Source organism: Treponema sp. UBA785 (assembly GCF_002297065.1).
GTDB lineage: Bacteria > Spirochaetota > Spirochaetia > Treponematales > Treponemataceae > Treponema_D.
Window position 1 is genome coordinate 375 of the sequence record NZ_DBJD01000003.1, and the last position, 23,926, is coordinate 24,300.

General features: G+C 36.9%; 20 protein-coding genes. 7 read left to right on the forward strand and 13 right to left on the reverse strand.

All coding sequences use genetic code 11. The features are described 5' to 3' along the window. Positions 1 to 84 precede the first annotated feature (84 nt). Positions 85 to 2,088 carry an alpha-amylase/4-alpha-glucanotransferase domain-containing protein gene (locus B2X33_RS00180; protein ID WP_296666548.1) on the forward strand — a complete coding sequence of 668 codons (2,004 nt, stop codon included), beginning with the start codon at positions 85 to 87 and terminating at the stop codon, positions 2,086 to 2,088. A 217-nt stretch (positions 2,089 to 2,305) separates the two neighbouring features. Then, the gene (gene gpmI / locus B2X33_RS00185) at positions 2,306 to 3,967 is read left to right on the forward strand and encodes a 2,3-bisphosphoglycerate-independent phosphoglycerate mutase (protein WP_296666550.1); all 1,662 of its coding nucleotides are present in this window, start codon (positions 2,306 to 2,308) and stop codon (positions 3,965 to 3,967) included. 176 nt (positions 3,968 to 4,143) lie between these two features. On the opposite strand, the gene mfd is transcribed toward gpmI, so the two are convergent. After that, positions 4,144 to 7,773: a transcription-repair coupling factor gene (gene mfd / locus B2X33_RS00190; protein ID WP_296666553.1), complete on the reverse strand. Its 3,630-nt coding sequence runs from the start codon at positions 7,771 to 7,773 to the stop codon at positions 4,144 to 4,146. Positions 7,774 to 7,826: 53 nt separating this feature from the next. Between mfd and B2X33_RS00195 the strand changes: the two genes are divergently transcribed. Genes B2X33_RS00195 through B2X33_RS00210 form a run of 4 tightly spaced genes read left to right on the forward strand, consistent with a single transcriptional unit; the run spans position 7,827 to position 11,328 of the window. After that, a complete protein-coding gene (locus tag B2X33_RS00195) occupies positions 7,827 to 8,819 on the forward strand; it encodes a hypothetical protein (RefSeq protein ID WP_296666555.1) in 993 nt (330 codons plus the stop codon). A gap of 31 nt (positions 8,820 to 8,850) precedes the next feature. Further along, the gene (locus B2X33_RS00200) at positions 8,851 to 9,786 is read left to right on the forward strand and encodes a PleD family two-component system response regulator (RefSeq protein WP_296666556.1); all 936 of its coding nucleotides are present in this window, start codon (positions 8,851 to 8,853) and stop codon (positions 9,784 to 9,786) included. A 5-nt stretch (positions 9,787 to 9,791) separates the two neighbouring features. Then, the gene (locus tag B2X33_RS00205; protein WP_296666559.1) at positions 9,792 to 10,190 is read left to right on the forward strand and encodes a zinc ribbon domain-containing protein; all 399 of its coding nucleotides are present in this window, start codon (positions 9,792 to 9,794) and stop codon (positions 10,188 to 10,190) included. A gap of 25 nt (positions 10,191 to 10,215) precedes the next feature. Continuing rightward, positions 10,216 to 11,328, forward strand: coding sequence for a 4-hydroxybutyrate dehydrogenase (locus B2X33_RS00210; protein WP_296666561.1), 1,113 nt, complete (start codon positions 10,216 to 10,218; stop codon positions 11,326 to 11,328). A gap of 30 nt (positions 11,329 to 11,358) precedes the next feature. Here the strand turns inward: B2X33_RS00210 and B2X33_RS00215 are convergent, their stop codons facing one another. Genes B2X33_RS00215 through B2X33_RS00250 form a run of 8 tightly spaced genes read right to left on the reverse strand, consistent with a single transcriptional unit; the run spans position 11,359 to position 18,860 of the window. Further along, positions 11,359 to 12,039, reverse strand: a complete 681-nt coding sequence (locus tag B2X33_RS00215) for a pseudouridine synthase family protein (RefSeq protein ID WP_296666565.1) — start codon at positions 12,037 to 12,039, stop codon at positions 11,359 to 11,361. Continuing rightward, positions 12,027 to 13,094: an RluA family pseudouridine synthase gene (locus B2X33_RS00220; protein WP_296666568.1), complete on the reverse strand. Its 1,068-nt coding sequence runs from the start codon at positions 13,092 to 13,094 to the stop codon at positions 12,027 to 12,029. Before B2X33_RS00220 ends, B2X33_RS00215 begins: the two co-directional genes overlap by 13 nt. Beyond that, positions 13,081 to 13,587: a DUF8521 domain-containing protein gene (locus B2X33_RS00225; RefSeq protein ID WP_296666569.1), complete on the reverse strand. Its 507-nt coding sequence runs from the start codon at positions 13,585 to 13,587 to the stop codon at positions 13,081 to 13,083. Before B2X33_RS00225 ends, B2X33_RS00220 begins: the two co-directional genes overlap by 14 nt. Continuing rightward, positions 13,584 to 14,264: a YggS family pyridoxal phosphate-dependent enzyme gene (locus B2X33_RS00230; protein ID WP_296666571.1), complete on the reverse strand. Its 681-nt coding sequence runs from the start codon at positions 14,262 to 14,264 to the stop codon at positions 13,584 to 13,586. Before B2X33_RS00230 ends, B2X33_RS00225 begins: the two co-directional genes overlap by 4 nt. A gap of 8 nt (positions 14,265 to 14,272) precedes the next feature. Then, positions 14,273 to 15,148, reverse strand: a complete 876-nt coding sequence (rsmA, locus tag B2X33_RS00235; RefSeq protein ID WP_296666574.1) for a 16S rRNA (adenine(1518)-N(6)/adenine(1519)-N(6))-dimethyltransferase RsmA — start codon at positions 15,146 to 15,148, stop codon at positions 14,273 to 14,275. A 19-nt stretch (positions 15,149 to 15,167) separates the two neighbouring features. Further along, a complete protein-coding gene (locus B2X33_RS00240; protein WP_296666577.1) occupies positions 15,168 to 16,481 on the reverse strand; it encodes a ComEC/Rec2 family competence protein in 1,314 nt (437 codons plus the stop codon). Next, positions 16,475 to 17,638: a hypothetical protein gene (locus B2X33_RS00245; protein WP_296022643.1), complete on the reverse strand. Its 1,164-nt coding sequence runs from the start codon at positions 17,636 to 17,638 to the stop codon at positions 16,475 to 16,477. Before B2X33_RS00245 ends, B2X33_RS00240 begins: the two co-directional genes overlap by 7 nt. A gap of 19 nt (positions 17,639 to 17,657) precedes the next feature. Next, complete coding sequence (locus B2X33_RS00250) at positions 17,658 to 18,860, reverse strand: PilZ domain-containing protein (RefSeq protein WP_296022644.1); 1,203 nt, start codon at positions 18,858 to 18,860, stop codon at positions 17,658 to 17,660. A 39-nt stretch (positions 18,861 to 18,899) separates the two neighbouring features. Here B2X33_RS00250 and B2X33_RS00255 point away from each other — a divergent pair, with 39 nt between their 5' ends. Then, the gene (locus tag B2X33_RS00255) at positions 18,900 to 19,559 is read left to right on the forward strand and encodes a CPBP family intramembrane glutamic endopeptidase (protein ID WP_296666581.1); all 660 of its coding nucleotides are present in this window, start codon (positions 18,900 to 18,902) and stop codon (positions 19,557 to 19,559) included. 33 nt (positions 19,560 to 19,592) lie between these two features. On the opposite strand, the gene B2X33_RS00260 is transcribed toward B2X33_RS00255, so the two are convergent. The 4 genes from B2X33_RS00260 to B2X33_RS00275 form a co-directional block, all read right to left on the reverse strand. Further along, the gene (locus tag B2X33_RS00260; RefSeq protein WP_296666584.1) at positions 19,593 to 20,438 is read right to left on the reverse strand and encodes a hypothetical protein; all 846 of its coding nucleotides are present in this window, start codon (positions 20,436 to 20,438) and stop codon (positions 19,593 to 19,595) included. Further along, positions 20,435 to 22,693, reverse strand: a complete 2,259-nt coding sequence (locus tag B2X33_RS00265) for a GldG family protein (protein ID WP_296666586.1) — start codon at positions 22,691 to 22,693, stop codon at positions 20,435 to 20,437. Before B2X33_RS00265 ends, B2X33_RS00260 begins: the two co-directional genes overlap by 4 nt. Positions 22,694 to 22,699: 6 nt before the next feature. Next, positions 22,700 to 23,443, reverse strand: a complete 744-nt coding sequence (locus B2X33_RS00270; RefSeq protein ID WP_296666588.1) for an ABC transporter ATP-binding protein — start codon at positions 23,441 to 23,443, stop codon at positions 22,700 to 22,702. A 69-nt stretch (positions 23,444 to 23,512) separates the two neighbouring features. After that, positions 23,513 to 23,926, reverse strand: a 414-nt coding sequence (locus B2X33_RS00275; RefSeq protein WP_296666590.1) for an MBL fold metallo-hydrolase, incomplete at its 5' end; no start/stop codon positions are given.

The following is a 23,926-nucleotide window of genomic DNA, read 5'->3' on the forward strand; positions in this document are numbered from 1 at the left end:
GTTGTTTCTCACTTCGTTGCGGAACAACTTGAAAAGTTAATCCTAAAACTGAAGTTTTAATTTTGACTTTTTATGGGAGGAGATGTGAAAGTCTTAAATTTATGTCTGTCGTTGACCGCAAATTCGACAGTTCTTTCAACTTCTCTGACCTTTGAACAGCAATATCAAAAAATCTACAAAAAACTTATAGCATTTTTATATCAAAATCAAACCGCAAAATTTTCATTTTCGTTTACAGGTTTGCAGCTTGAATGGTTTGAAAAAGAACATCCAGAGTTTCTTCAGATTCTGCATGAGCTCGTTGCCAGAAAGCAAATTGAACTTTTAGGAGGCGGTTATTACAATCCCGTTTTTCCGCTTTTATCTCCGGTCGACAGAGCAGGGCAGATTGAACTTTTGACAGTTGAACTTAGAAGAATTACAGGAAAACGTCCGCGCGGAATTTCTGTTTTAAGTTCTGTTTGGGATCGCTCGCTTATTCCGTGCTTTCAAAATTGCGGAATGGAATGGGTTCAACTTGATTTTTCAGTTTTTCCCGAAAAAAGCCGGCATTTTCTTCCTCAAATTTTAGGCGAACAGGGAAAAATAATAAAAGTTCTGCCTGTTTACAGAAATTTGCAGAATGTAATCAAAAAGAATATTTCGCCGGAACAATATTTAAAAGAACTCGTAGACAAAATTGAAAATTCGACAAAGAATGATGAATACAATTATTATGCACAGGAAAGGGTAATTTCTGTAAATTTTGAATTTGACAGCGCGGAAATTTTATTAAAAAGCAACTGGATTGAAAATTTATACAAGTCGATAAGTCGGGAATTTGCCGGAAAAGTCAGAGTTTGCCTTCCAACAGAATACATTCATCGTGCAGAAGAATTTATTCCATCATTTACAGGAATTGGCATTCGGGATGATGTTGCAAAATGGGCGTTAAAGCCTTACGAAATTTCCGGAGAAAAATCGGAACTTCCTGTTTCTATAAACAATTTTTTAATTACATATCCAAGATGCCTCGCACTTTACAACCGGGAGCTTTATATTTCACTGCTTGTTTCAAACTGTCATGGCGACAAAGCTAGAAAAATGGCAGCCAGAAAATCGCTTTGGAAAGCGCAGACAGGAGAGGCATTTTTGTGTTCTCCAGAAGGAGTGTTTCCTGACAAAAGAATGCGTCAAGCCGCTTACAAAAATCTTACGGAAGCAGAAAAATTCATTCGCGAAGCTGTTCCTTTTAAGGAATCAGTAACATCTTTTGACTACAATGCGGACGGGCACAACGAATATCTGTGCTCAATGGATAAATACACAGCCTGCATTAGCGCACGAGCCGGACAAGTTACAGAACTCAACGTAATTCACAATCTTGAAAATTACGCTGACAATTTAAGCCGGATTGAGAAATTCGACAAAGTGAATGATAACTATGAGCGCGGACTTTTTGTTGAACATGTTTTTAGCAAAGAAGAATTTTCTGATTATAAAAAAGGTCTTTCGGCGGCTGGATGCGGAGTTTTTTCAAAGACACTTTTTAGAGAAGCCGAATTTAACGGAACTAAAAAAGAAATAAAGCTAAAAGGTGAAGGGACATATTCAAATCTGGATATTCCAATCAGCCTAAGAAAGCGTTATCTCATAAATTCCAATGGATTTATGGTTCAATATATTTTAAAAAATGAAGGGCCGATTGCTTTTAGCGGGAATTTTGTAGTTGAATCAAATTTTGCCCAGACAGATTTTTCTCAAGCCAATAAAAATTCATACAAATTGGATTTGATTTCTGACGGTAACGGAATTTCTTACGAAACAGTTGATGAATCGGTTGTAAAAAGAGACATTTCGTTTGTTCAGATTACAGATACGTCAAGCAATATTTCTTTTGTTTATGAACCAAACGAAGAAGCGGGAATAAGCTGCCAGCCTTTGCTTTTTAAAAGACCAAATTTAAATTCAAAAACGGCACAAGTTGCAGAAAATACATTTACGGCTTCACTTTTCTGGGAATTTGATCTTGCCGGCGGAATGGAAATAGAAAAAACAATAAACTTCACAATAATCACTCCCAAAAAACGTCGGACAAAGAAAAATTAAGAGGAAAGTGTGTGGTCGTGTATTCTGAAAAAGTGTTTGAAATTTTATATTGGTAGACAGAACTTATATTATAATAAGTATATTATTTTTTCAAATCTGTAAGTAAAGCAGTTTTTTTTATTTATCTGTTATGTTTTTCTTTTAGATTTACAAATTATTGTAAAAAATCGTAAAAAAAAGTATTATTTTGTATATAGAATACTTTTTGGAGTAAAAAATGGCAGATACAATGCATGCTTTGGAAAAGAATCCAAATTGGAAAGGACGCCGAGGACCGGTTGTTCTGGTTATTATGGACGGTGTTGGTTACGGAAAATATGTTGAAGGCGATGCTGTAAAGGCTTCTAAAATGAAGTATTTGGACTGGTTTACGGCTAATTGCCCGCACACAAAACTTAAGGCTCATGGAACTGCGGTTGGACTTCCGAGCGATGATGATATGGGAAACAGCGAGGTTGGGCACAATGCAATTGGTTGCGGTCGTGTTTTTGCTCAGGGGGCGAAACTTGTTGGTGAATCTATAAAATCTGGCTTGATGTATCAGGGTGAGACTTGGAAAAAGTTGATTAAAAATGTGAAGGACAAGAATTCTACTTTGCATTTTATAGGACTTGTTTCTAACGGGAATGTTCACGGTCATATTGATCATCTCAAGGCAATGGTTGCAGAGGCTAACAAGGAAGGAATTAAAAAAATCCGAGTTCATGCGCTGCTTGACGGCCGCGATGTTGACCCTACTTCTGCGCTGACTTTTGTTACTCCGCTTGAGGAATATCTTGCGTCGTTCAAGGATTCTGATTACAGAATTGCTTCTGGCGGCGGACGTATGTTTATTACAATGGACCGTTACAACGCTGACTGGCCGATGGTTCAGCGTGGCTGGTACGCGCATGTTCTTGGCGAAGGCCGGCAGTTTGAGTCTGCAACAAAGGCGATTGAAACTTACCGTTCTGAACAGGCAGGGCTTTTGGATCAGGATATGCACGAATTTGTAATTGCGGAAAATGGAAAGCCTGTTGGAACTATTGAGGATGGCGATTCTGTTATTTTGTATAACTTCCGTGGCGACCGTGCCCTTGAAATTACAAATGCTTTTGAGGCTGGCAGTGAATTTAATCATTTTGACAGAAAGCGCGTTCCTGCATGTGAATATGCCGGCATGATGGAATATGATGGTGATGCTCACATTCCGCACCAGTATCTTGTAAATCCGCCGAGCATTGACCGCACAATGGGCGAATATCTTACAAAGACTGGCGTTCATCTTATGGCTATTTCGGAAACTCAGAAATATGGCCACGTAACTTATTTCTTTAATGGAAACCGCCAGGGAAAATTTGACGAGAAACTTGAGGATTACGTTGAAATTCCTTCAGATGTTGTTCCTTTTGAGCAGCGCCCATGGATGAAATGCGCGGAAATCACTGACAAAGTTATTGAGGCAATCAAGTCTGGAAAATATGACCACATCCGTTTGAACTATCCGAACGGTGATATGGTTGGTCATACAGGCGTATTCAATGCGGTTGTTTGCTCAATGGAAGGAATGGATTTGCAGCTTGGACGTCTTAAGGCTGCTATTGACGAGACCGGAGGAATTCTGTGCCTTACCGCTGACCACGGAAACAGCGACGATATGTACGAGCACGCAAAAGACGGTTCTGTGAAATTAGACAAGAACGGCGAACCTAAGCCAAAAACAAGCCATTCTTTAAATCCGGTTCCTGGAATTATCTACGATCCGGAATACAAAGGTGAATACGATAACACAAAGCTGAATGACGGGCTTGGAATTTCTTCTTGGCCTGCAACATTGATGGAATTGATGGGATATTTGCCACCAAAAGATTACGACAAAAGTTTGATTAACTTAAAATAAGTTTTGACAAAATTATAAAAAAACAACTTGCCCAATCACAGAGAAATTAACGTTTCTGTGGCTGGGCTTTTTTTTGCGTTACGGATTGCAAGGGCGCCGAAGGCGTTGTTTTCTGGAAGAAAACAATGACAACCCTGAAAAGCCGGACGGCAACTTGTTGCCGGAACGCCCTACCCTTAAATTAAAGTTTCCAGTTTTTCCCGGATATATTCGCTTTTTTCTTTTAGGCCGATTTTGCCGGTTGAAAGAATCAGCTGGTTCGGTTTTGTGCTGTCGAGACGAATTTTTCCAGAATTTTCCTTTATGAGTTTCATCAGCTTGTCAAGCGGAACATCTGTTACGCGGCCGAATTCTACGGTTATCTCGCCTTTTCGTTCGCGCAATGTTGTTATGCTCAATTTTTTTGCAATAATTCTGACTTCGGCAAGGCTCAAAAGGCTGTACACTTCGTCCGGAATTGGGCCGAAACGGTCTTCAAGCTCGTTGTACATGCGGTCTAGTTCCTGTTTTGTCTGAATTCCCGCGACTTTTTTGTAAATCTCCATTTTGGTCTGGATTGAATGAACGTAAGTGTCTGGAATAAAGCCTGTGTATTCAAGCTCAAGGAGAACTTCGTTTTGCTGGTGATAATCTTTCTGTTCTGTGAGCCGTTCGACCGCATCGCTTAAAAGTTTGACATAAAGCTCAAAACCGACAGAATAAACATCGCCGCTCTGATCCCTTCCGAGAAGGTTTCCGGCTCCGCGGATTTCCATATCTTTCATTGCAATTTTGAATCCGGCTCCAAGCTCTGTAAAGTCAGAAATTACCTGAAGTCTTTTCATTGCAACTTCTGACAAAACCTTGTGCTCAGGATAAAGAAGATACGCATAGGCTTTTCTGTCGCTTCTGCCTACCCGTCCACGCAACTGATAAAGCTGGCTTACACCGTACATATCCGCGCGGTCAATTATGATCGTGTTTACGTTAGGAATATCAATTCCGTTTTCGATGATTGTTGTAGCGATAAGAACTTGAAAGCCGCCAAGTTTAAAACGCCTGAAAATATCGTCAAGTTCTTCTGAACTCATCTGTCCGTGAGCAGTTTCTATCATCATTTCAGGAACAATGCGCTGAAGCTTTAGCCTTGTTTCTTCGAGCGATTCTACACGGTTGTGAAGATAAAAAACCTGTCCGCCACGGTCTGTTTCCCGGCGGATTGCCTGCGCGACTTTTTCTTCTGTGTATTCGGCGACTATTGTCTCAACGGGTTTTCGTGTTTGGGGCGGCGTTGTCAAAAGCGACATATCACGGATTTTTAAAAGGCTCATATGAAGAGTCCGTGGAATCGGAGTTGCAGACATTGCAAGACAGTCGATGTTCGCTTTTAAGGACTTTAATTTTTCCTTGTCTTTTACACCAAAACGCTGCTCTTCGTCGATTATCATAAGACCTAAATCTTTGTATTTTACGTCTTTTTGAATTATTCTATGAGTTCCAACAAGAATATCCACTTTTCCGCTTTCGAGTTCTGCAAGAATTTTTTTCTGCTCTTTCGGAGAAACAAAACGGCTCATCTGTTTTATTGTAACCGGAAAATTTTTAAACCGTTCAAGACAGGTTTCATAATGCTGCTCCGCAAGAATTGTCGTAGGAGACAAAAAAGCAACCTGTTTTCCTCCCATTACAGCTTTGAACGCCGCTCGCATGGCAATTTCCGTTTTTCCAAAACCTACATCGCCACAAACAAGCCTGTCCATTGGAACTGGTCTTTCCATGTCTCTTTTTATTTCCTGCGTAACCGAATACTGATCTGCTGTGTCTTCATAAGGGAAACTCGCTTCAAATGCTGTCTGCCATTCATTGTCTTTTGGAAAAGGAAATCCTCTTGAAGCCTGACGGCGGCTGTAAAGCGCAATCAATTTTTCAGCCAAATCTTCAACAGCCTTTTTAACTTTGTTTTTGCGGTTTTCCCACGATTTTGAACCGATTTTATCGAGATGAGGTTTTTCGCCCTCGTTTCCAATGTATCTTTGGACGAGGTTTACTTGTTCAATCGGAACAAAAACAAATTCTTCTTCGGCATATTCAAGTTTTATGTAATCGCGTTCATTGCCCATGGCTTTTACGCGCTGAATTCCTTTAAACTGGCCAATTCCATAATTTACGTGGACTACAAAATCGCCTTCGTTAAGCTCAACAAAAGTGTCAATTGCCTGACTCTTTACATGTCCGAGCGATTTTTGAACATGCTTTCTTCTGCCAAAAATTTCATTTTCCTGAATAACCAGAGTTTTTGTCTCATCAATTCCAAATCCGCCGCTAACCGGAAAAGGAAGAACGGCAAGCGCAAAGTCTTTTAAAATTTCTTTTATGCGAAGCGACTGATTCGGATTATCTGCAAAAACAACTACGCTCCAACCGGAAACAATCGCCGCATTTAGCTCATCTTTCAGATAGTTTATGTTTCCAAAAAAACTTCTGCCAGGATTGCAACGAACAGTCAGTTTTGAACGGGATTTTTTTGAATTTTGAAGAATTTCTGTTTTTTCGCCTTCGCAATGTACAGTTTTTTCAACATCTTCAGCTTCCGTTGTAAGAGTACGGAAGAAAATTGACTTTTCGTGAATGTTTATAACATCATCAAAATTCAAAAGCATCAGCCCTGCTTCGAGAACAGGAAAATTTTGACGCGCAATTCTGAACATTCCGGAATATTCCCTGGCAAAGCTTTCCTGCGCATTTTCCTGACGGTCGTAATCAAAATAAAAAACCGGAGTATTTTCTGCAACGTAGTCTAAAACCGTATAAATTTCATCCCACAAAACAGGATAAACAAGTTCTTCGCCTTCGCTTTGAGCCTTCGTTTTTAATTCTTCAATAAGCTTTTCTTTTGCTTTTTTTGCAGCCTCCGTAAGTTCAAGATGTTCCGAAAACTCTTCTGTTTTTTCAAGCTTAGAAATAAATTCGTCATTCCAAATCACTTCTTTCATCGGAAAAACTAAAATCGAATCAACAGTTCCAATTGTAGCCTGATTTTCCGGATTAAAAGTTTTTATATTTTCAATCTGGTCAAAATCAAAAAGAATTCGGTTTGCGACATCCATTCCTGGCGTAAAAACATCAAGAACTTCGCCCCGAAGAGTAAATTCTCCAGGCACGCTAACTTTTGGAACACGAAGATAGCCCAATTTGGCAAGATTTTCTGCAATTTGAGTTGAATCAATCTGCTGATTTTTGCGCAGGCTAAAGACAAGAGAACGAAGATATTCTGGCGGAGGAACAGGAGATTGAAGAGCTCTTTGCGTTACAAGGAAAATTCTAGGTTTGACTGAAGAACTTAACTTTCTTTCCTGAAATGCAAGTTTAGACAAAAAAGCCGAACGTTTTCCAAAAACCGCAGAACCTACATTTGCCGCCCTATACGGAACAGTTCCCCACCACGGAAGCGTAAAAATTTCCACATTTTCCTCAAATGCAGTCGCAAGATCCGAGGAAAGCTCCGCTGCATCTTTTTCGTTTGGAACGACAAAAACTGCATCAAGCGAAGCAGAATCGTTTGCTTTGATTATATTTTTTTGAGCTGGATTCACCGCAGAATTTGAATACCGTCCGGTCGCCTCATACTGCATTCTGCTAAAAGCCGCATTTTTTGCGCTATCAAGACAAGATGCCGCAAAAAAAGGAACTGCAGCTCCCTGCAGGCCGTTTATTTCGATTGGAAAAGAAATTTCACCGTTTTGAGAAGTAATTTTTTTTACGGCGGAAGAGAATTCCTGCCAACCATTTAAAATTGACAAAACGGAATTTGATAATAATGATTTCATTAAAAGTATCCGATATTAAAATATAACATGTTGAATTAAGGGAGACATAGGTTTTGAAACGAAGCCCACTTTTGATTATAGCGATTTTTTCTTTATTTGCACAGACAGCGTTTTGCAGCGGTCTTTCGGATAAAAAAAATGACGCAAAAAAAGACTTTTCCGATGCGAGCGTAAAAATTAAATTTTACGACAGGACAGTTTATTACACTTCTGCAGCTCAGGATAATCCTGTTTATGTAACTGTTTCTATCGAAAACACAGGCTCTCAGACGCTGCGCTTTAAGCTTGCAGACGACCGCGCATTTAGCCTTGATTTTGTTACAAGAACAATAAAAAACAAAGTTTTGCCGGCAACAGAAAATCTTATTATGAAACGTTCTGCAAACCAAACAGTATATTTTCGGGAAGTTTCTATTGAACCAGGGGAAGCATATTCTTTTGTCGAAAACGTAAAAGATTATATTAAGTTTGAAGAACCTTCGATTTATTACCTTGAATTGAAATTTTATCCAGAACTTTACAAATCAAAATACATTGAATTCGTGTCAAACCGTCTCAGCCTTGAAATCCGCCCTTCACCATCAGCGGCAAATTCTTTGATTCTTCCTGTTTCTGAAGAAAATGGACTTCTCCTAAAACCGGAAAACATTTCTCCAGACAAAGTTGTAGAACAGACAATTGTTGCAAGGCAGAAATCTCTTTGGAATCAGTATTTTCTGTATATGGATATTCAGGAAATGATGCTTAGAAATTCACAGCAGCGACGCCGTTACAACGCTGCTTCTGCTGACGAAAGGGAGCGCATATTAAAAAATTACAAAGCCGACCTTATGCAAAACAGAATCGACAGCGATATTGTTGCCGTTCCTGAACATTTTTCAATCGAAAATACATCTTACGGTCAAAATGAAGGAACTGTAACAGTAAAAGAATGGTTCAAATATCCGAATTTCCATGAAGTTAAGCGCTATATTTACAAAGTTCGCCAGCGCGATGGAATCTGGCAGATTTACGATTATTCAGTAACAAACCTCGGAACAGAATAAACAAGTAATAAAAAAATATTAAGGTAAAAAAATGAAAGCACTTTTGGTAGCAGACAATCAGATTGCAATTGACAACATTTCTCAGGTTCTCGAAACAGCAGGATACGACGTTATTATTTATAAATGGCTTTTAAAAGCTCTTGATAATGTTGAAGAAATTGCTCCCCACTTGATTATTGTAAGCACAAAGGATTATCCGCGCCATTGGAAAACTCTAACGCAATACGCGCAGACTGTATGCACATCTTACAAACCTCAGGTAATTTTATACTCGGAAGGCGGTCTCGAAGATGAAGAAGCTCAAAAGGCAAAAGCTTTAAATGTCCGCGGAATATTTGACTCAGTTGATGTAAAAGGTTTAGACGAATTTAGAAAGATTCTTACAAAAGAAACTGACATTTATTCAGGAAAACTTCTTTCTGACGATGGAATTCCGACAGTTGGAAACCTGCTAACCAACAGCGAAAATGATGAAAAAACTGAAACAGAAAATTCAATTCAAAATACTCAAAATAAACAAAACTGCGAAAAAGAAGAAATTGACGAACTTTTAAAAAATGCCGCAGAAATATTGAATTCTCAAGAAACAGAAATCGTTCAGCCAGATAAAAGTTCTTCTATTGAAAAAACTGAAAACTCTTCTGACAATGAAAATTCTCTGCTAGAAATCAAAGAAAATGCAACCCCTTCTGATTTTTCCGATATTGTAAAATCCGGCGAAAAAATAAAATCCATAGCCTGCACTTTTATGTTTGAAAATCCAGTTTCTGGAAAACTTATAACCGGTTATGCCTGCAATTTTGACGGGAAAACCTTTGAATTCAATGCCGACATTCCAGATTTTGTAAAAAATCTTTACAACGGAATTGAAATTGAAAACTGTTCGTTAAAAACAAAAGAAAGCACAAAAAATGTTCATACAATCGTAAAGCAGAATGAAGAAAATATGATTTTGGAGTTGCGCTGAATAAGATGACGCAAAAAGTAAAAACTGCAAAATTTTTTTGTGAAAACTGCGGCGCCGAAGTTTCAAGAAATGCAAAAGTTTGCCGGCATTGCGGGAGATTTTTTTCAAGCGTACGTTGCCCTCAATGCGGAAAAACCGGAACCCCAGAAGAATTTTCAAAAGGCTGTCCTGCCTGTGGCTATACTGTTGAAGCTTCAGCAAAAAACGAAAGGTCCATTCTAAAAAAAGACAAAAAAGCTCCATTTTTTAAAAGGAAAGCCTTAAAAAATCAAATAACCAGATTCAACAATCAAAGAAAAAGCGAAAAAACTTCTCAAAATGACGAAAATCTTCCTGTCTGGATTTTTCTTTTTATTTTTTTTATATTCTTGCTGATAATTTATTTTTTCTTAAAATTCTTTTAAGTTTTTCATTTTTTGGAGGCTAGATATGAAAACTTTTAAAATTGTTCCTCAAATCGTTGAGTACGAATCTTCAAGTGATTTTTGCAATGAATTTAAAATCGGAAGCGGCGATCTTGTTTTTTTGAGCAAATCTTCGGAAAAATATTTTGCAGGAAAACTAGGAAAAGCACATGTTATTTACAGAGGCGATTATGGCAGCGGAGAACCGACCGATGTCATGGTTGAAAAAATTTACGAAGACATAAAAAATATCGACTATAAACGCGTTATTGCAATTGGCGGGGGTACAATTCTTGATGTAGCAAAATTGCTGTCATTAAAAACTTTCCATCCAGTGGTTGACCTTTATGACAAAAAAATTCCGGCAGTCCGAGAAAAAGAACTTGTAATCGTTCCGACAACTTGCGGAACAGGAAGCGAAGTTACAAACATTTCAATACTTGAACTTACCGTCAGAAACACAAAATTCGGACTTGCAGTTGACGAGCTCTATCCAGACTATGCCGTTTTGATTCCTGAACTTTTAACAGATCTTCCATATAAATTCTTTGCAACAAGTTCAATCGACGCGCTTGTCCACGCAATGGAAAGCTATCTTTCACCAAAATCCACTTCTCTTTCAAGAAAATTCAGTTTTATGGCAATAGATTTAATTTTAGGCGGTTATGTAAAAATGGCGGAAAAAGGACAAGATGAATATAAAAATCTACTCTCAGACTTTTTGACAGGCTCAAATTACGCAGGAATCGCATTTGGAAACGCCGGAACAGGATATGTTCATGCAATGAGCTATTCATTCGGAGCAACTTACCACGTTCCTCACGGAGAAGCAAATTACGTTCTTTTTATGGCAGTTTTTAAAACTTACCAGAAAAAAAATCCGAACGGCTTTATTTCCTCGCTGAACAAAAAACTGTCAGAAATTTTAAAATGCAGCGAAAATGAAGTTTATGAAGAACTCGATACACTTTTAAATAAAGTTCTTCCTCTCAAAAAAATGAGTGAATACGGTGTAAAAAACAACGAGCTCGACATCTTTACAAAAAATACAGTGGAATCTCAAACCAGGCTGACACAAAACGGTTATATTCAGTTTTCTGCCGAACAGGTAAAAGAAATTTACGAAAGTGTATTTTAAACAAAACTGCAAGAAGAGGCTTTCAAGTTTTTACAGTTCATAAAAAATGTTTTTTAAACTTTTTGGATCTGTAAATTCAAACCTGAAAGCTTCAAACTGCATTTTTTCGTCAGGTTTTGCATTCGGATTGTAAAGCTTATCCCCGCAAATAGGATAACCGGAATATGCAAGATGCGCGCGAACCTGATGCCTATAGCCTTCCGATATCCGGCAGACAGCAATATTTTTTTTAATTTTTATATCCGTTGAATAAATTTTATTTCCGCACTTTTTTATATCCGCAGCCGAAGAATTTTCAAAAACAGGTTTTACCATCCACCCTTTCGGACCAAACGGGCGAAAAGCCGATATTACGGTAAAATTCTTTTCAAAATCGCAGTTTTGGCTTTCGTTTTTATTCAATTCAACCTGGGCACGATAATATTTTATAAATCTGCCATTTTTTTGCTCTTTGCGCAAAAAATCATAACTTTCCTGATTTGAAGCAATCAGAAGAAGACCGGAAGTTTCAGTGTCAATCCTGTGCAAAAGACCATATTCAATTGATTTTTTTCCAACAACCTGTTTTAATTCTGGAAAAAATTCTATGGTCTTTGAAAGGGCACTTTCATCTCCTTCAAAAAGAGGAGCGCTTGCAAGTCCTGACGGTTTATAAATTACTGCAAAAGGATGATTTTTGTCAGGGGCTTGAATTATCTTTATTTCTGCCATTGTCCGTAACCTTTTTTTGCCTCAAAAACCAAAAGCTTTTGGTTTTGAACAGTCATTTCAGTTTTCAACTTGGAGTTTATTTTTTCAGGAGGCAGAGATTTTTTGAATGATTCATGAAGTTTTTTTAAGACTTTTTTAAACCTTACAGGAACTTTCGCCGTAAAAACAGATTTTTGATTTTTTCCAGGAAGCATAATTTTTAGCTTGTAAGCATGCAGCATGAGAGTTGCGTTCTCAAAAACCGTGCTTTTTGTCTTAGAATAAATCCTGTCTCCAAGAATCGGACATCCTATAAATTTTAAATGAACTCGAATCTGATGAGTTCTTCCTGTGTAAATTTTCACTTTCATAAGGCTGTAAGGACCATAACAGGCAATACATTTGAATTTTGTAACTGCAATTTTTCCGTTTCCTTCCAAATCAGTAGCTTTAAAGCGTTTTCTGTCGTGAGGATCGCGTGTGAGCTTTGTTCTTATAAGCCCTTCTTTTACAGGAGGATGTCCTTGACATATGCATATATAGATTTTTGAAAGTGATTTGTGATTTTTGAACTGATTTCCTAAAAATTCTTCTGTATCACGGTTTTTTGCCGTTATAATGATGCCCGATGTATCTTTGTCGAGGCGATGGACAATTCCAGGTCTGCGCCCTTCAAAAATTGCAGAATTTTGATTTTTTTGCTGAGGAACCGCTTCCCGTCCCCAATGATACAAAAGAGCATTTACAAGCGTTCCGTCCCAATTTCCGGCAGCAGGATGAGTTACAATTCCTTGCTTCTTATTTACGACAGTCACATTCTCATCTTCATAAATTATGTCCAATGGAATGTTTTGCGGCTCTATGTCGTCAGGAATCGAGTCTTCCCACTGAAAATAAATTTTATCTCCAGCCTTTATTTTTGAATTGAGTTTTGCTTTTTTTTCATTTACGAGAATTTCGATTATGCCGCTTTTTAATTTTGAGCGGTTCATTGCATTTGGAAGAGAAGAAAGAAATTTATCGAGACGTTCAGTTCCATTAAATTCAGCAGGAACCGTTTCGTTAAAAAACGGCATTTTCAAGTCCTCCGATTAAATATTCTTTTTTATGTTCTCTTTCCCGTTCAAAATTAAAATCTTCTTCAAAATTTTCATGTTCAGAATTTTGAATTTCCAACATCTGCTCGCTAAAAGGAATTACGCGGATTGTTTTTTCAATTTTGTTCTGTCTGGATTTTTTTACGTTCCTCATAATCAGATTTATTGCAAGATCTGTAAGTCCAAGGCCAACACTTGCCGCCGCTGAAATAGCAAAAATCTGTTTTTGTTCAGTTTGAGTATATCTTGTTGTCGATTTATTGAGCGGATTATGAAAAGTTCCATGGACTGCAAGACCGTAGCCAACCGTTGTCCAAAGCGTTACAAAAGGAAGCGAACCGAATGTAATTATTTCCGTGCGTCTTAAATCTTTAGACCACTGAGGAACCGTCTGCTCCGAAGTTTTTTCGGCAAAAGCAAAATTTGAAGAAAAAATCAATAATGAAAGCAAACACAAAGACTTTAATTTCATTTTGAATAATTCCGCTCGCCAAAAATTGCAGTTCCGATACGAACCATTGTAGAGCCTTCTTCAATTGCAATTCTATAATCTCCGCTCATTCCCATCGAAAGTTCTGAAAAATCAAATTCGCTGAATTTTTCAGCAAATTCATGCTGGATTTTTTTTAAAGTTGAAAAAGATTTTCTGACAAGTTCTGAGTCCTGCGAAAAAGGCGCCATCGTCATAAACCCCTTTATTTCGATATGAGGATACATTCCTTTCCTGAAATTTTGCACAGCTTCCTCGAGGTCTGGTTTCGCCGTAAAACCTGATTTGGATTCTTCTCCTGTATGAATTTCAAACAAAATTTGAATTTTTTTATTGATTTTTGAACACTGTTTTTCTATTTCGTTTAAAAGTTCAATCCGGTCAACAGATTCAATCATCGAAGAAATTCTTACTGCCTCTTTTACTTTGTTGCGCTGCAAGGAGCCGATTATATGAAGTTCTGGAGAAAACCCCGCGCTTCTGATTTCGTCGAATTTTTGAGCGGCTTCTTGAACCCTGTTTTCCCCAAAAAGATTTTGGCCAGCCCTTATAGCTTCTATAACTTCTTCAGCAGGATGAAATTTGCTTACGGCCACGAGTTTTACGTTTCTTGGAATCGTTTCTAAAATTTTTTTTAAGTTTTCCTGAATTTTTGACATTTTCTACTTTATTCCATTTTAGTTTTTTCTATTACGGAATTAAGCGCATCTGACAGTTTTAGCAAATCGTCTACGCTTAAATTTTCAGCACGGATTGAAGGCTCAATTTCTGCAATTTTTAATGCTTCGTCGCAAATTTCCGCTTTTACAAACCTGGACAGATTATTCCTCAAAGTTTTTCTTCTAAACGCAAAAATCTGACGGACCATTTTTCTAAAAAGCTCCGGATTTTCGCACTTAGGGAAATCTTCTTTTTTCGTCATCAAAACGGCGCGGCTTGCAACATTCGGCACAGGCCAGAAATTCCCGCCAGCCAAATCCATAACCGGTTTTACATCGTAAGCCCACTGACACAAAACACTGAAAGAAGAATAATCTTCCGTCCCAGGCTTTGCATTCATTCTTTGGCCTACTTCCTTTTGAATAGTAAAGACAGCTTTGTCAAACCTAAAGCCTTTGGTTATCGTGTCGGCAATAATTGTCGCCGCAACATTGTAAGGAAGATTTCCAAAAAATCGTTCCGGAATATCATTTTCTTTTGCAAATTTAGGCCAGGTTTTTAAAACATCGCCTTCCACAAGAGAAAAATGACTGGAATTTGCATATTCTTCAAAAAATTGGGTCAGCAACCTTGCAAAACCGTGATCAATTTCAAAAACGGTAAGATTAACACCGCGTTCCAAAAGTTCGCTTGTCATGCTTCCAAGACCAGGACCTACTTCCCAGACTTTCATTTCAGGCTTTACGTCAAGAACATCGACAAGTTTTTTTCTGGCATCTGCATTTACCAAAAAATTCTGTCCGAATTTTTTCTGCATCGCCATATTGTTTTCATCCATAAAACTTTTCAAGGCAATTGGTGAATTATAATCAGGATGCTGCATTTTTTTCTCCGCAGTTATGTTAAATTGTGATTATTGGAGCTTTTGCAAAAAATAAGACCAAATTTTTTAAGATTAAATAAACCGCATTCATAATAACACTAAAACCGCCACCTAGAAAAGGGATTACAAGACTCAGCAAAGTTCCAAAAAGTCCCGCATACAAAAAAAATATTACGAAAGGACTTAAAATCACAGAAGAAATTATTCCAACAGGCATGACTTTTCCGAAAAGACTGAGAGTTACAGGAGCAGTAAAAATCTGAGCACCTGCGCTTTCACTCAAAGCTGAAGCAAGTTTTGGAAAAAAACGCTTTCCCATAAAAAATTTTATAACCTGCCCTATGCTCATAATTCCTGCCAGAGCGCCATAAGACAGCATAAAGGCTGGTGATTTTAAATGGACAGGAAAAATCATCAGCTGCAGCAAAAAACTTGCAGAAAGCACCGTTATTCCCTTAAAACGGCGCATTCTAAGCGAAGAATTAAAAAAAACAATCAAAGAGCTAAGCATTGCCCGAAAAAGCGACGGCGAAAGTCCTGCAAACCAGACAAAAAATATAATAGCTGCAAGTTGAAAAAAATCCGCCGTACTGCGTTTTGCAAGCCGTTTTCCCAAAAAAAACGCAATTCCTCCAAAAAGATTCAAATGCATGCCAGAAAGCGCAAGAATGTGCGAAAGTCCGGCATTTTTAAAAGCTTCGCCTGTCAAGGTTTCGGTATATTCTCTCGAACCAGACAGAAGAGCCAATAAAAGACCTCCCGCTTCATTCCAGCCATACATAAGCCTTTTGAATTGCAACCTGCATAAACTCCGTATTTTTTGAAGAAAGCCAGAAAAAGACTGCGAAAATCCAAAAGAAACTGCCGATTTTACAACAAAAAATGAAAAATTTTCATCTTCAGAAAAATTTACATTTACGAGGAAATTGTTTCCCGTTTCAAATAAAAGCGGATATTTTTTTTCGTTTTTTGAAACATTAAAAGAAGTATAGATTTTACCAGGATAATATTTTTCAACAAGTTCTGAAGGAATTAAAACTTTCACAGTTCCAGAGCAAGCTGTTTTTGAAGAATTATCTAAAACAGCCTCCGAAACCTTAAAATCCGCAACATAGTATTTTTTTTCAGAAGAAGATTTTACAGGACTTGATGCAAGGCTGCCATTTAACTGAACAATTTTTTCCGAAGGAAAAAGGCAGTTAAAACATTCCCTGTCTTTTATTGAAACAATATCAAAATAAAACAAAAACGCACAAATAATTGCCGCTAAAAAAACAGGATTGGCCAGAAAAAGATAGAAAAGAGACTTTAGAATTTTTTTATTTTTTACCACTTAAGTTTTGCCAGAGAATTTCTGGCTGCTGTTTTTACATCTTCCGAATAATTCAAATAGGTTACATAGAGAAGATTGTCAAAAGCAGTCTTATCTCCGAGCGCTCCTAAAGAATTGATTACGGCCAAAACAACATTTTGGGCAGAAAAATTATTTTTTTCAGTTTCAGAATTTATTTCTGCAAGATAAGCCGAAATTGTCTGAGCCGCGTCTGGCGAAGACAGCTTTGCAATACATTCGATAACCTGAATAAACTGCTCATCGTTCAAACAGGAGGTTTTATATTCATCTTTTGCAATGGCAAAAAAACGAACCGAAAGTCCTGCTCCGCGAGTCCAGTTTGCGTCAGAAATCGCCTTTAGAAGCTTCAGCTGAAGTTCGGCAGTAGCTGCATTTTTTTCCGACTTATCTTCCATATAATGAATTGTCGCTAAAAGTGCATTTTCAGCAATTTCTGCCTTAAAATTTAATGAAATTTCCGAAGAATTATTGATTAAATCAAAAAATCCTCCAATTTCTTCAATGCTGCTCGAAGAAATCAATTTTATTGATTCAGTTATATTTGCGTACGAAAGTCTCAAAAGCGATTTTTGAATTTCCAGCGAAAATTCTGGATATTTTTTTTCTTTCCAAAGCCTGTAAACAATAAAAAAAGACTCCTCATTTCCTGTTTTTCCGACCAGTTCAATGACTTTTTTTGTTACGGCAGAATTTTGAGAATTTGAATCAAGCTCTTTTAAATAGCCGTTCATCAAATTTTGAACTTTAAAAAATGATTTTGAATTTGAAACGTTTTCAAATTTTTCAAGAACTGCAATTCTTACAGTTTCATCTTCAAAAACTTCAAAAAGCTGTATTAAATTCTCTGTAGCCGACGGGAAATTTTTTCCGAGAATTTTTTCATCTTTTGGCAGCTTAAAAAGCGACGCCACAGCAAGCGCGCTAAAGTCTCTGTCTGATCTTGCAATTTCTTCGTTTTCGAGAATAAAATCAATTCCTTTTTTTGCAAGCCTGTCGCCTTCTTCACCTGAGGATTCTTTTACTGCCCGAGTCTTATCCTGAATATTTCCCTTGATAAAACTTTTTTCAAAATCGGAAGTTTCCGCGTAAAGACTAAAAATAAATGCCAAAGCTAATATGAATATTGATTTTTTCATTTTAAATTATTCCTAAATTTTAGTTTACATCAATTTCTGCAAGTTTGTCTAAACTTTCCAAACTCTTATCAAAACGAATATCCAAACCTTGAACTTTCGCATCTTCTGTTTCGTTTTCAGTTTCACTTTCAACAGGTTCAAGATCTGCAATTTCCTGTTCATTTTTGCCTGAGGCAATTTCGTCCTTTGACTGATCGTCTTCGGTTGCCGCAAGAGCATCGAAAATATCTTTTTTATCCTGTGGCAAAACATTGTAAACAAAACTCAAAATTGCATTTCTCATTCCTGTATCAAGATGAATACACTCAAAATGCAGCCTTGACTGATTTATTTCGCTGTTATATTCGACCGCACGAACAATTCCGTACATCAAGATTAAAACGTCATTTATCATAAACTGAAGCTTAATTTGCGCATTTGCAATTCCTTTTCCACCGACGCGGATCATAGCTCCGTCTTCAGAAATATCCTCAAGCACAACCCTGTAACCAGGTTCAGTTTCGACAAGGTTAAAATCCGCAACAGGCTGCTTTATAAAATACATTGAAGCATTAAGGTTACATTCACAACGAACCGACCTTCTTTTTTGAGCGCGCAAAAGCTCGTTTGTTTGAGAAAGAAAAAGAACTGTCTGACCATTAAAAACTCCGGCATTTGTAACTTTTGTGTCAAAAACGTAGGAAGCATCGCCTTTTCGCCAAAGATAAACGCTTATTTCGTGATTTATCCACTCTTCGCTCAAAACTGTAGCAAATCTATTTTGAACAGGAAGCTTTATAATTATTTCGTGACTGTTATTTAAAATTTCTGATGAAAAAACACCTTTATGCCCTGGAAAAATAACCCTCAGACGCTGACCTTTATCAAGATATTTTGTAGATTCTAGTCCGCATTTATTTTCGTGCTCGATGTTGATTCTTGTTCTAAATTTATAAAGTTTTGTAAGAAAATTTTGAATTTTTGGAGAATTTTCATATCCTCTTCGACTGGCTTCTGTCAAAAGAGAGCTTATCGCACGGTTTAAAGTCGGAACTGAAACAAAAAGAGCAGACGGTTCTTCAAGCTCAGTCATTTTTGCAAGTTTCCAAAGAGCAATACATTCTGCAAATTTAAAGCCGCTGTCATTTCCAGCCGTGAAAAACTTTATTTTGTCCGAAAAAACGACCAGAAGCCTAGAAAAAACAAGAATTAAAATAACTATAATAACTAATGTAAAAACCACTTTTTTCACACTCTCTTTTTTTATTATAATATATTTTAAATGAAAAAAATGCTTTTCGCCACAGAATTCTTCTTTGTTTTTTTGATTTTCCTTTTTCCGCCATTAAAAGCCAGGCCTCAAGCTGGAATTTCCATACAAGAAATAAAACTGACACTTTTCTCCTTGGCAATGACTCTTGCATGCGCCACGCTTTTTTTCTTTCATCTAGACATTTACAAAAAAAAATACATTCAGGGTTCAAAAATAAACATCTTCGTAAAACATTCCGTAATTCTAATCGGTTTCGGAACATTGGTTCTAAGTTCTAGTGCTTTTCAGGCAATTTCATTTTTTATGAACAAGGGGCTTTCGGTTCAAAAAAGCCTTGCCGCGCCAACTTCCTTTGTTTTATGGCTAAGTTTGTTTTGCGCAACTGTTTTTGCCGCTTTTTGTGAAGAATTTTTATACAGGTTTTATATTCCAGATGTCGGAACAGAACTTTCAGACGGAAAATTTCCGCTTTTCTGGGAAATTTTTGCGGTTTTAATTTTTGCTTTTTCGCATTTCTATCAAGGCGCGGCCGGAGTTTTCAACGCATTCTTTTGCGGCATAATCTTAAGGCTCATCTTACTAAAAACAAAAAGCCTCTGGTGCTCGTTCGGCGTTCACGTTTTTTACAATTTTTTTGTGATTTTTATAGAATTTCTAATTCAAAAATAGAAAAAAACGTGCTATTTTTTGAGCAAAATTGTGTTATTTTAATATTTCTTGCAGGCGCTCATAAGTCCAGCTGCTGACTTCAAAAACAGCATTGTCTTTTACAACCTGCGGCTCAACTGTCTGGCTGTAAAAATATTCAAAACCTTCCTGAGTTTTTCGCTTGTAAAAATCAACTCTCTGCAAAGAATCGTACTGTCCAAACAAAGTTACAGATTTTTCAAAAACCGCATTTTCCGGAAAAGCATTTTCTCCGTAAATTTTTCCATGGCGAAGGCTTAAAAGCGTATGCAAATCCGCCGAGGAAAGCCTCAAGTTTGACGGATTTTTTATTGCAAAAAAGATTTCTGGAATCGACCAAAAATTTGCATCGGTTTTTAAGCAGGCTGAAAAATCATCTTCCGTTTCGTAGCAAATTTTTCCTTTTTCTGCGGCAACAGTTATTCTAGATGAAAGCGAATCCGACGCTCCAAAATACAATTTTGAAAGAATTTTCCCATTAGGGCCGACAACTGTAACAATTTGTGCACTACCTTCGATTAAACCAAGCTCAAGTCTTCCATTGGCACTGTCTGAAATTTCGTACATATTACGAATTTTTGTCAAATTCTTTGTAAAATTTGAAACAATTTTTTTGTCGGCAAAGATTTTTATTCCTCTGCTTTCGCAGCTCCACCACTTTCCTTCGCTTTTTAAAACAAGAATTTCCTGAGGAGATTGAATTATAATTTTTTCTATATTTTCGTTGTACGATGGGTTTACAAGGGCGGATTTTATTGAATTCACAGAATTCTTTTTTCCGGAAAAAAATGAAAAACAAAAAAGAAAAAACGAAAAAATGGTCGTAAAACTTAAAAAGAAATTTATTTTTTTATTTTTCATTTTTTTTCTCCATCGTAAAAAATATCAGATTCAGACTTTTTTATTTTTGGCATAGAATTTATTTTTTTGCGGAAAATAAAAAAACAAAAAGCCAAAAAGAGAATTGATGACGGAAGAATGACAAAACAAACTATAAGGACAAAATTTTGCTTTTTTATAAAAGCATTTTCATCAGAAATCTTATAAAGCGAGCTATTTGAAACGTTTTTTTGTATCAAAAGGCCAAGTTTCTCTTCTCCGCGGAGTTTTAATAGAATAGTTGCAGCGTAATCGTAATTTCTAAAATCTCCCTGCTCAGAATTGCTTATAAAACCAGTCATTAAAGAATTTAAAAAGAACTGGTCAGAAATCAAGGCAACGTTAAGATTTTTTTCCTTATCCTGCAAAATTGCCGCAAGAGTCAAACTTTCGTTTTTTTCGCCCTGAGCCGCCGCGGACTTTGGAACAGCAAAAGGATCCAAAACAAAAAGAGAAGATGAACTCTCTGACGGTTTTTGCTTCCAGGCAAGCGGGCTTGAGACAAGAAGCGGCTCCGTTTTTCCATAACAGATGATTGGGCTTGCCCAGGTTATTATTGCGCCCTCAAAAGCTTCTTTTTGCGGCAGAATACTAATCCACAAAGGATAATTCATAGTCTTGTAAACAGTGTCGGACCCCTCTGTAGAAGTCATTGTAAGAGGAAAATTTGAAATATCTTCTGCCAAAGAAAAATCAAAGGCAAATCCCCATCCGTTCAAAACTTTTAAGAACGGATTTTGATTTTTAGAAACCTTCCATTCATCTTTTATATCTACGCTGTAAGGAGATGTCATAATCAAAGCAGGAACTCCGTTTTCTACAGCAGTTTTTATGGACTGAGACTGTTCATCATTCAACTTATCCGAACCCAAAACAAGAATTTGAGTATTTTTTATGTCTTGAACCTGAATTTTTTGAAGAGCCTCTGGAATTTCGTCAGTTTTTATAGTTTGCGTCAAAAAACCTCTTGCATTCAACCAAGGCTGAACATAAGAATAGTCTTCCTCGGAACACCCGTTTCCCGTAATAACAAAAACCTTGCGTTCTTTCCCGCTTACAAGCAGCTGAATTCTTTGCGCCAAATCATATTCAAGAGTTTTAGTAGAAATTGAAAAAGGAATTATTGAAGAACTGTCCAAATACTGCAAAACTATTGCCGAATAAACTGTCATATATTCAAGTTTTGTAGAATTTTCGCTTTTCATCTGCCGCCCCTGAATTCCAAGCCTCTCAAGCTTTTTAGGTTCTGCCTTTTTTATTGAAAAAAATACATTTTTTGAAGACGAAGCAAAAGTGCTCAAATATTCGGCAACTTCCTGCGATTGAGGATAAAAATTTTTTAATTCTTTCGACTGATAATAAGTAATTCTCAAAGGATTTTGCAACTGGCTGCAAAGTTTTCTGCTTGTTTCCGAAACAGAAAACTGTCTAGTTTTTGTAAAATCAAGGCGGAAATATATTCTTTCAAACGAAATAGCAAAAAAAATCAAAGAACAAAAAAACAGGCTTGCCGTAATCCGGCTGATTTTTCTTTCAGTGCGTTTATTCTCGCAAAAAAACGCAAGAAACAAAAACAAGACAGAAGCAAAAAAGTAAAACGCAAAGTCACGTGAATCTAAAATTCCTTTTGAAGCAGCATCAAAATGCCAGGCAAAACTCATTTTCTGCAAAAAAACAGAAAGTCCGTCGCCAGTTTTTAAGTATAAAGGAATCAAATGAACAAAATTAAAACTAAACAGAACTGTTATGCTCAATAAAAGGCTTAAAATATTCTGTGAAATTTTTATTGCAGAAAACAGAAAAAGGACAAAACAAATTGCCATAAAAGTGTAAAACACAAGCGCAAGATAACCGGTAAAAATCTGGCCGGCATCAATTCGTCCAAAAAAATTAACGCTTGCAGGAATAAAAACCAAAAGCAAAAGAGGAATCAGACAAACAGAGAAAACAGAAAAAGAAAGCGTAAAAAAACGGCAAATCCCACCGACAGGAATCGAATCATCCTCGATAAATCTTTTTATTCTAAAACACAAAAGAGGAATTACTAAAATAAAGACAGAGGAAATTGAATTAAAAAACGCTGAAATTGAAATATTTGAATTTGAAACCAAAAAAAAACGGTTTACAAAATAAAACATAAAAGACGTATACAAAACCGTCAAAACAGAACTTACATAAAAAAGCGGATTTATAAAAAAAGAATACAATGAATGTTTGTAAAGTGATTTATTTATCATTTTTGCTTAAAAAGAAAAATTTTCTTCTCCGTCAGATTTTTTTATAAGATAGAAAAAAGCTTCCTCGAGATTTTTTGTTTTTGTTTCGACCGTGATAGAATCAATCGTTCCTGTAATCAAAATTTTTCCGTGGTTTAAGATTATAATTTTATCGCAAAGGCTTTCTGCTTCCTGCATAAGATGCGTCGAAAGAATTATAGTATGATTTTCCGCCAATTTTTTTACGGCTTTTCGCATATTTACTATTTGGGCTGGATCCAAACCAGAAGCAGGCTCGTCCAAAATCAAAATTTCAGGATTATAGACAAAGGCCTGTGCAAAATTCACTCTTTCGCGAAAACCTTTTGAAAGTTCCTTGATTTTTTTTAGAAAAACCTCTTCAAGAGAAAAAAGTTTTTCGGCCTCTAAAACATTTTTTTTGTCGGCTGAATGAAGGTCGCAAACTTCACAAAGATATTCTTTTACAGTGTAATCTTCAGGCAACTGAGGAAGTTCTTCTACAAGACCTGTAATATTTCTGACCTTTGCAGGCTCCTCGCATGATTCGATTTTTCCATACTTTTGCGAATCTATAAAAATATGTCCATTTGTCGGAAAATGCCTTCCAGAAACTGCCTTTAAAATCGTTGTTTTTCCAGCACCGTTTGGACCTAAAATTCCTGTAATGAGATTTTTTTCAAAACTACACGAAATATTATCCGCGGCAAGAAAACTATTATATTTTTTTGTAAAATTTTTTAATTCAATCATAATAAACAGTAACACTCAAAAAAATAAACAAAAAAAATTTTCAGTCAGTTACACTTTTTTTGTAAAATTTTATTCCTCATAAGGAAGATCAAAATGCATTCTGTCGCGAGTAAGTTCTGCGTTCGGATAGACTTCCTGGGCCTGTTCAAGCAAAACGGGAAGCTCCTTGTCGCTGTAACGCGGACTGTAATGAATCATTGCCATTCTCTTTGACGAAGAATCGCGTGCAATGGTTGCGGCCTGCCGTGAAGTCATGTGCTTTTTTTCTTTTGCCTGCTCAAAACAATCGTCGGCAAACATTCCTTCGCAGATTAAAAGGTCGCTTCCTTGAACTTCTTTTGCAATCGATGGAAGATAAAGCGTATCTGTCACAAAACTGAATTTTCTTCCGTGACGTTTACTTCCCATAACATCTTCTGGCTTTACAATTTTTCCGTCAGCAAGCGTAATTTTTTCTCCGCGCTGCAAACGTCCAAAAAGAGG

What these genes read in the sequence shown, in the direction of transcription:
- gpmI (WP_296666550.1), top strand. Translation starts at nt 2,306, where the DNA reads ATGGCAGATACAATGCATGCTTTGGAAAAGAATCCAAATTGGAAAGGA.
- mfd (WP_296666553.1), bottom strand. Translation starts at nt 7,773, where the DNA reads ATGAAATCATTATTATCAAATTCCGTTTTGTCAATTTTAAATGGTTGG.
- B2X33_RS00200 (WP_296666556.1), top strand. Translation starts at nt 8,851, where the DNA reads ATGAAAGCACTTTTGGTAGCAGACAATCAGATTGCAATTGACAACATT.
- B2X33_RS00205 (WP_296666559.1), top strand. Translation starts at nt 9,792, where the DNA reads ATGACGCAAAAAGTAAAAACTGCAAAATTTTTTTGTGAAAACTGCGGC.
- B2X33_RS00210 (WP_296666561.1), top strand. Translation starts at nt 10,216, where the DNA reads ATGAAAACTTTTAAAATTGTTCCTCAAATCGTTGAGTACGAATCTTCA.
- B2X33_RS00215 (WP_296666565.1), bottom strand. Translation starts at nt 12,039, where the DNA reads ATGGCAGAAATAAAGATAATTCAAGCCCCTGACAAAAATCATCCTTTT.
- B2X33_RS00220 (WP_296666568.1), bottom strand. Translation starts at nt 13,094, where the DNA reads ATGCCGTTTTTTAACGAAACGGTTCCTGCTGAATTTAATGGAACTGAA.
- B2X33_RS00225 (WP_296666569.1), bottom strand. Translation starts at nt 13,587, where the DNA reads ATGAAATTAAAGTCTTTGTGTTTGCTTTCATTATTGATTTTTTCTTCA.
- B2X33_RS00230 (WP_296666571.1), bottom strand. Translation starts at nt 14,264, where the DNA reads ATGTCAAAAATTCAGGAAAACTTAAAAAAAATTTTAGAAACGATTCCA.
- rsmA (WP_296666574.1), bottom strand. Translation starts at nt 15,148, where the DNA reads ATGCAGCATCCTGATTATAATTCACCAATTGCCTTGAAAAGTTTTATG.
- B2X33_RS00245 (WP_296022643.1), bottom strand. Translation starts at nt 17,638, where the DNA reads ATGAAAAAATCAATATTCATATTAGCTTTGGCATTTATTTTTAGTCTT.
- B2X33_RS00255 (WP_296666581.1), top strand. Translation starts at nt 18,900, where the DNA reads ATGAAAAAAATGCTTTTCGCCACAGAATTCTTCTTTGTTTTTTTGATT.
- B2X33_RS00260 (WP_296666584.1), bottom strand. Translation starts at nt 20,438, where the DNA reads ATGAAAAATAAAAAAATAAATTTCTTTTTAAGTTTTACGACCATTTTT.
- B2X33_RS00265 (WP_296666586.1), bottom strand. Translation starts at nt 22,693, where the DNA reads ATGATAAATAAATCACTTTACAAACATTCATTGTATTCTTTTTTTATA.
- B2X33_RS00270 (WP_296666588.1), bottom strand. Translation starts at nt 23,443, where the DNA reads ATGATTGAATTAAAAAATTTTACAAAAAAATATAATAGTTTTCTTGCC.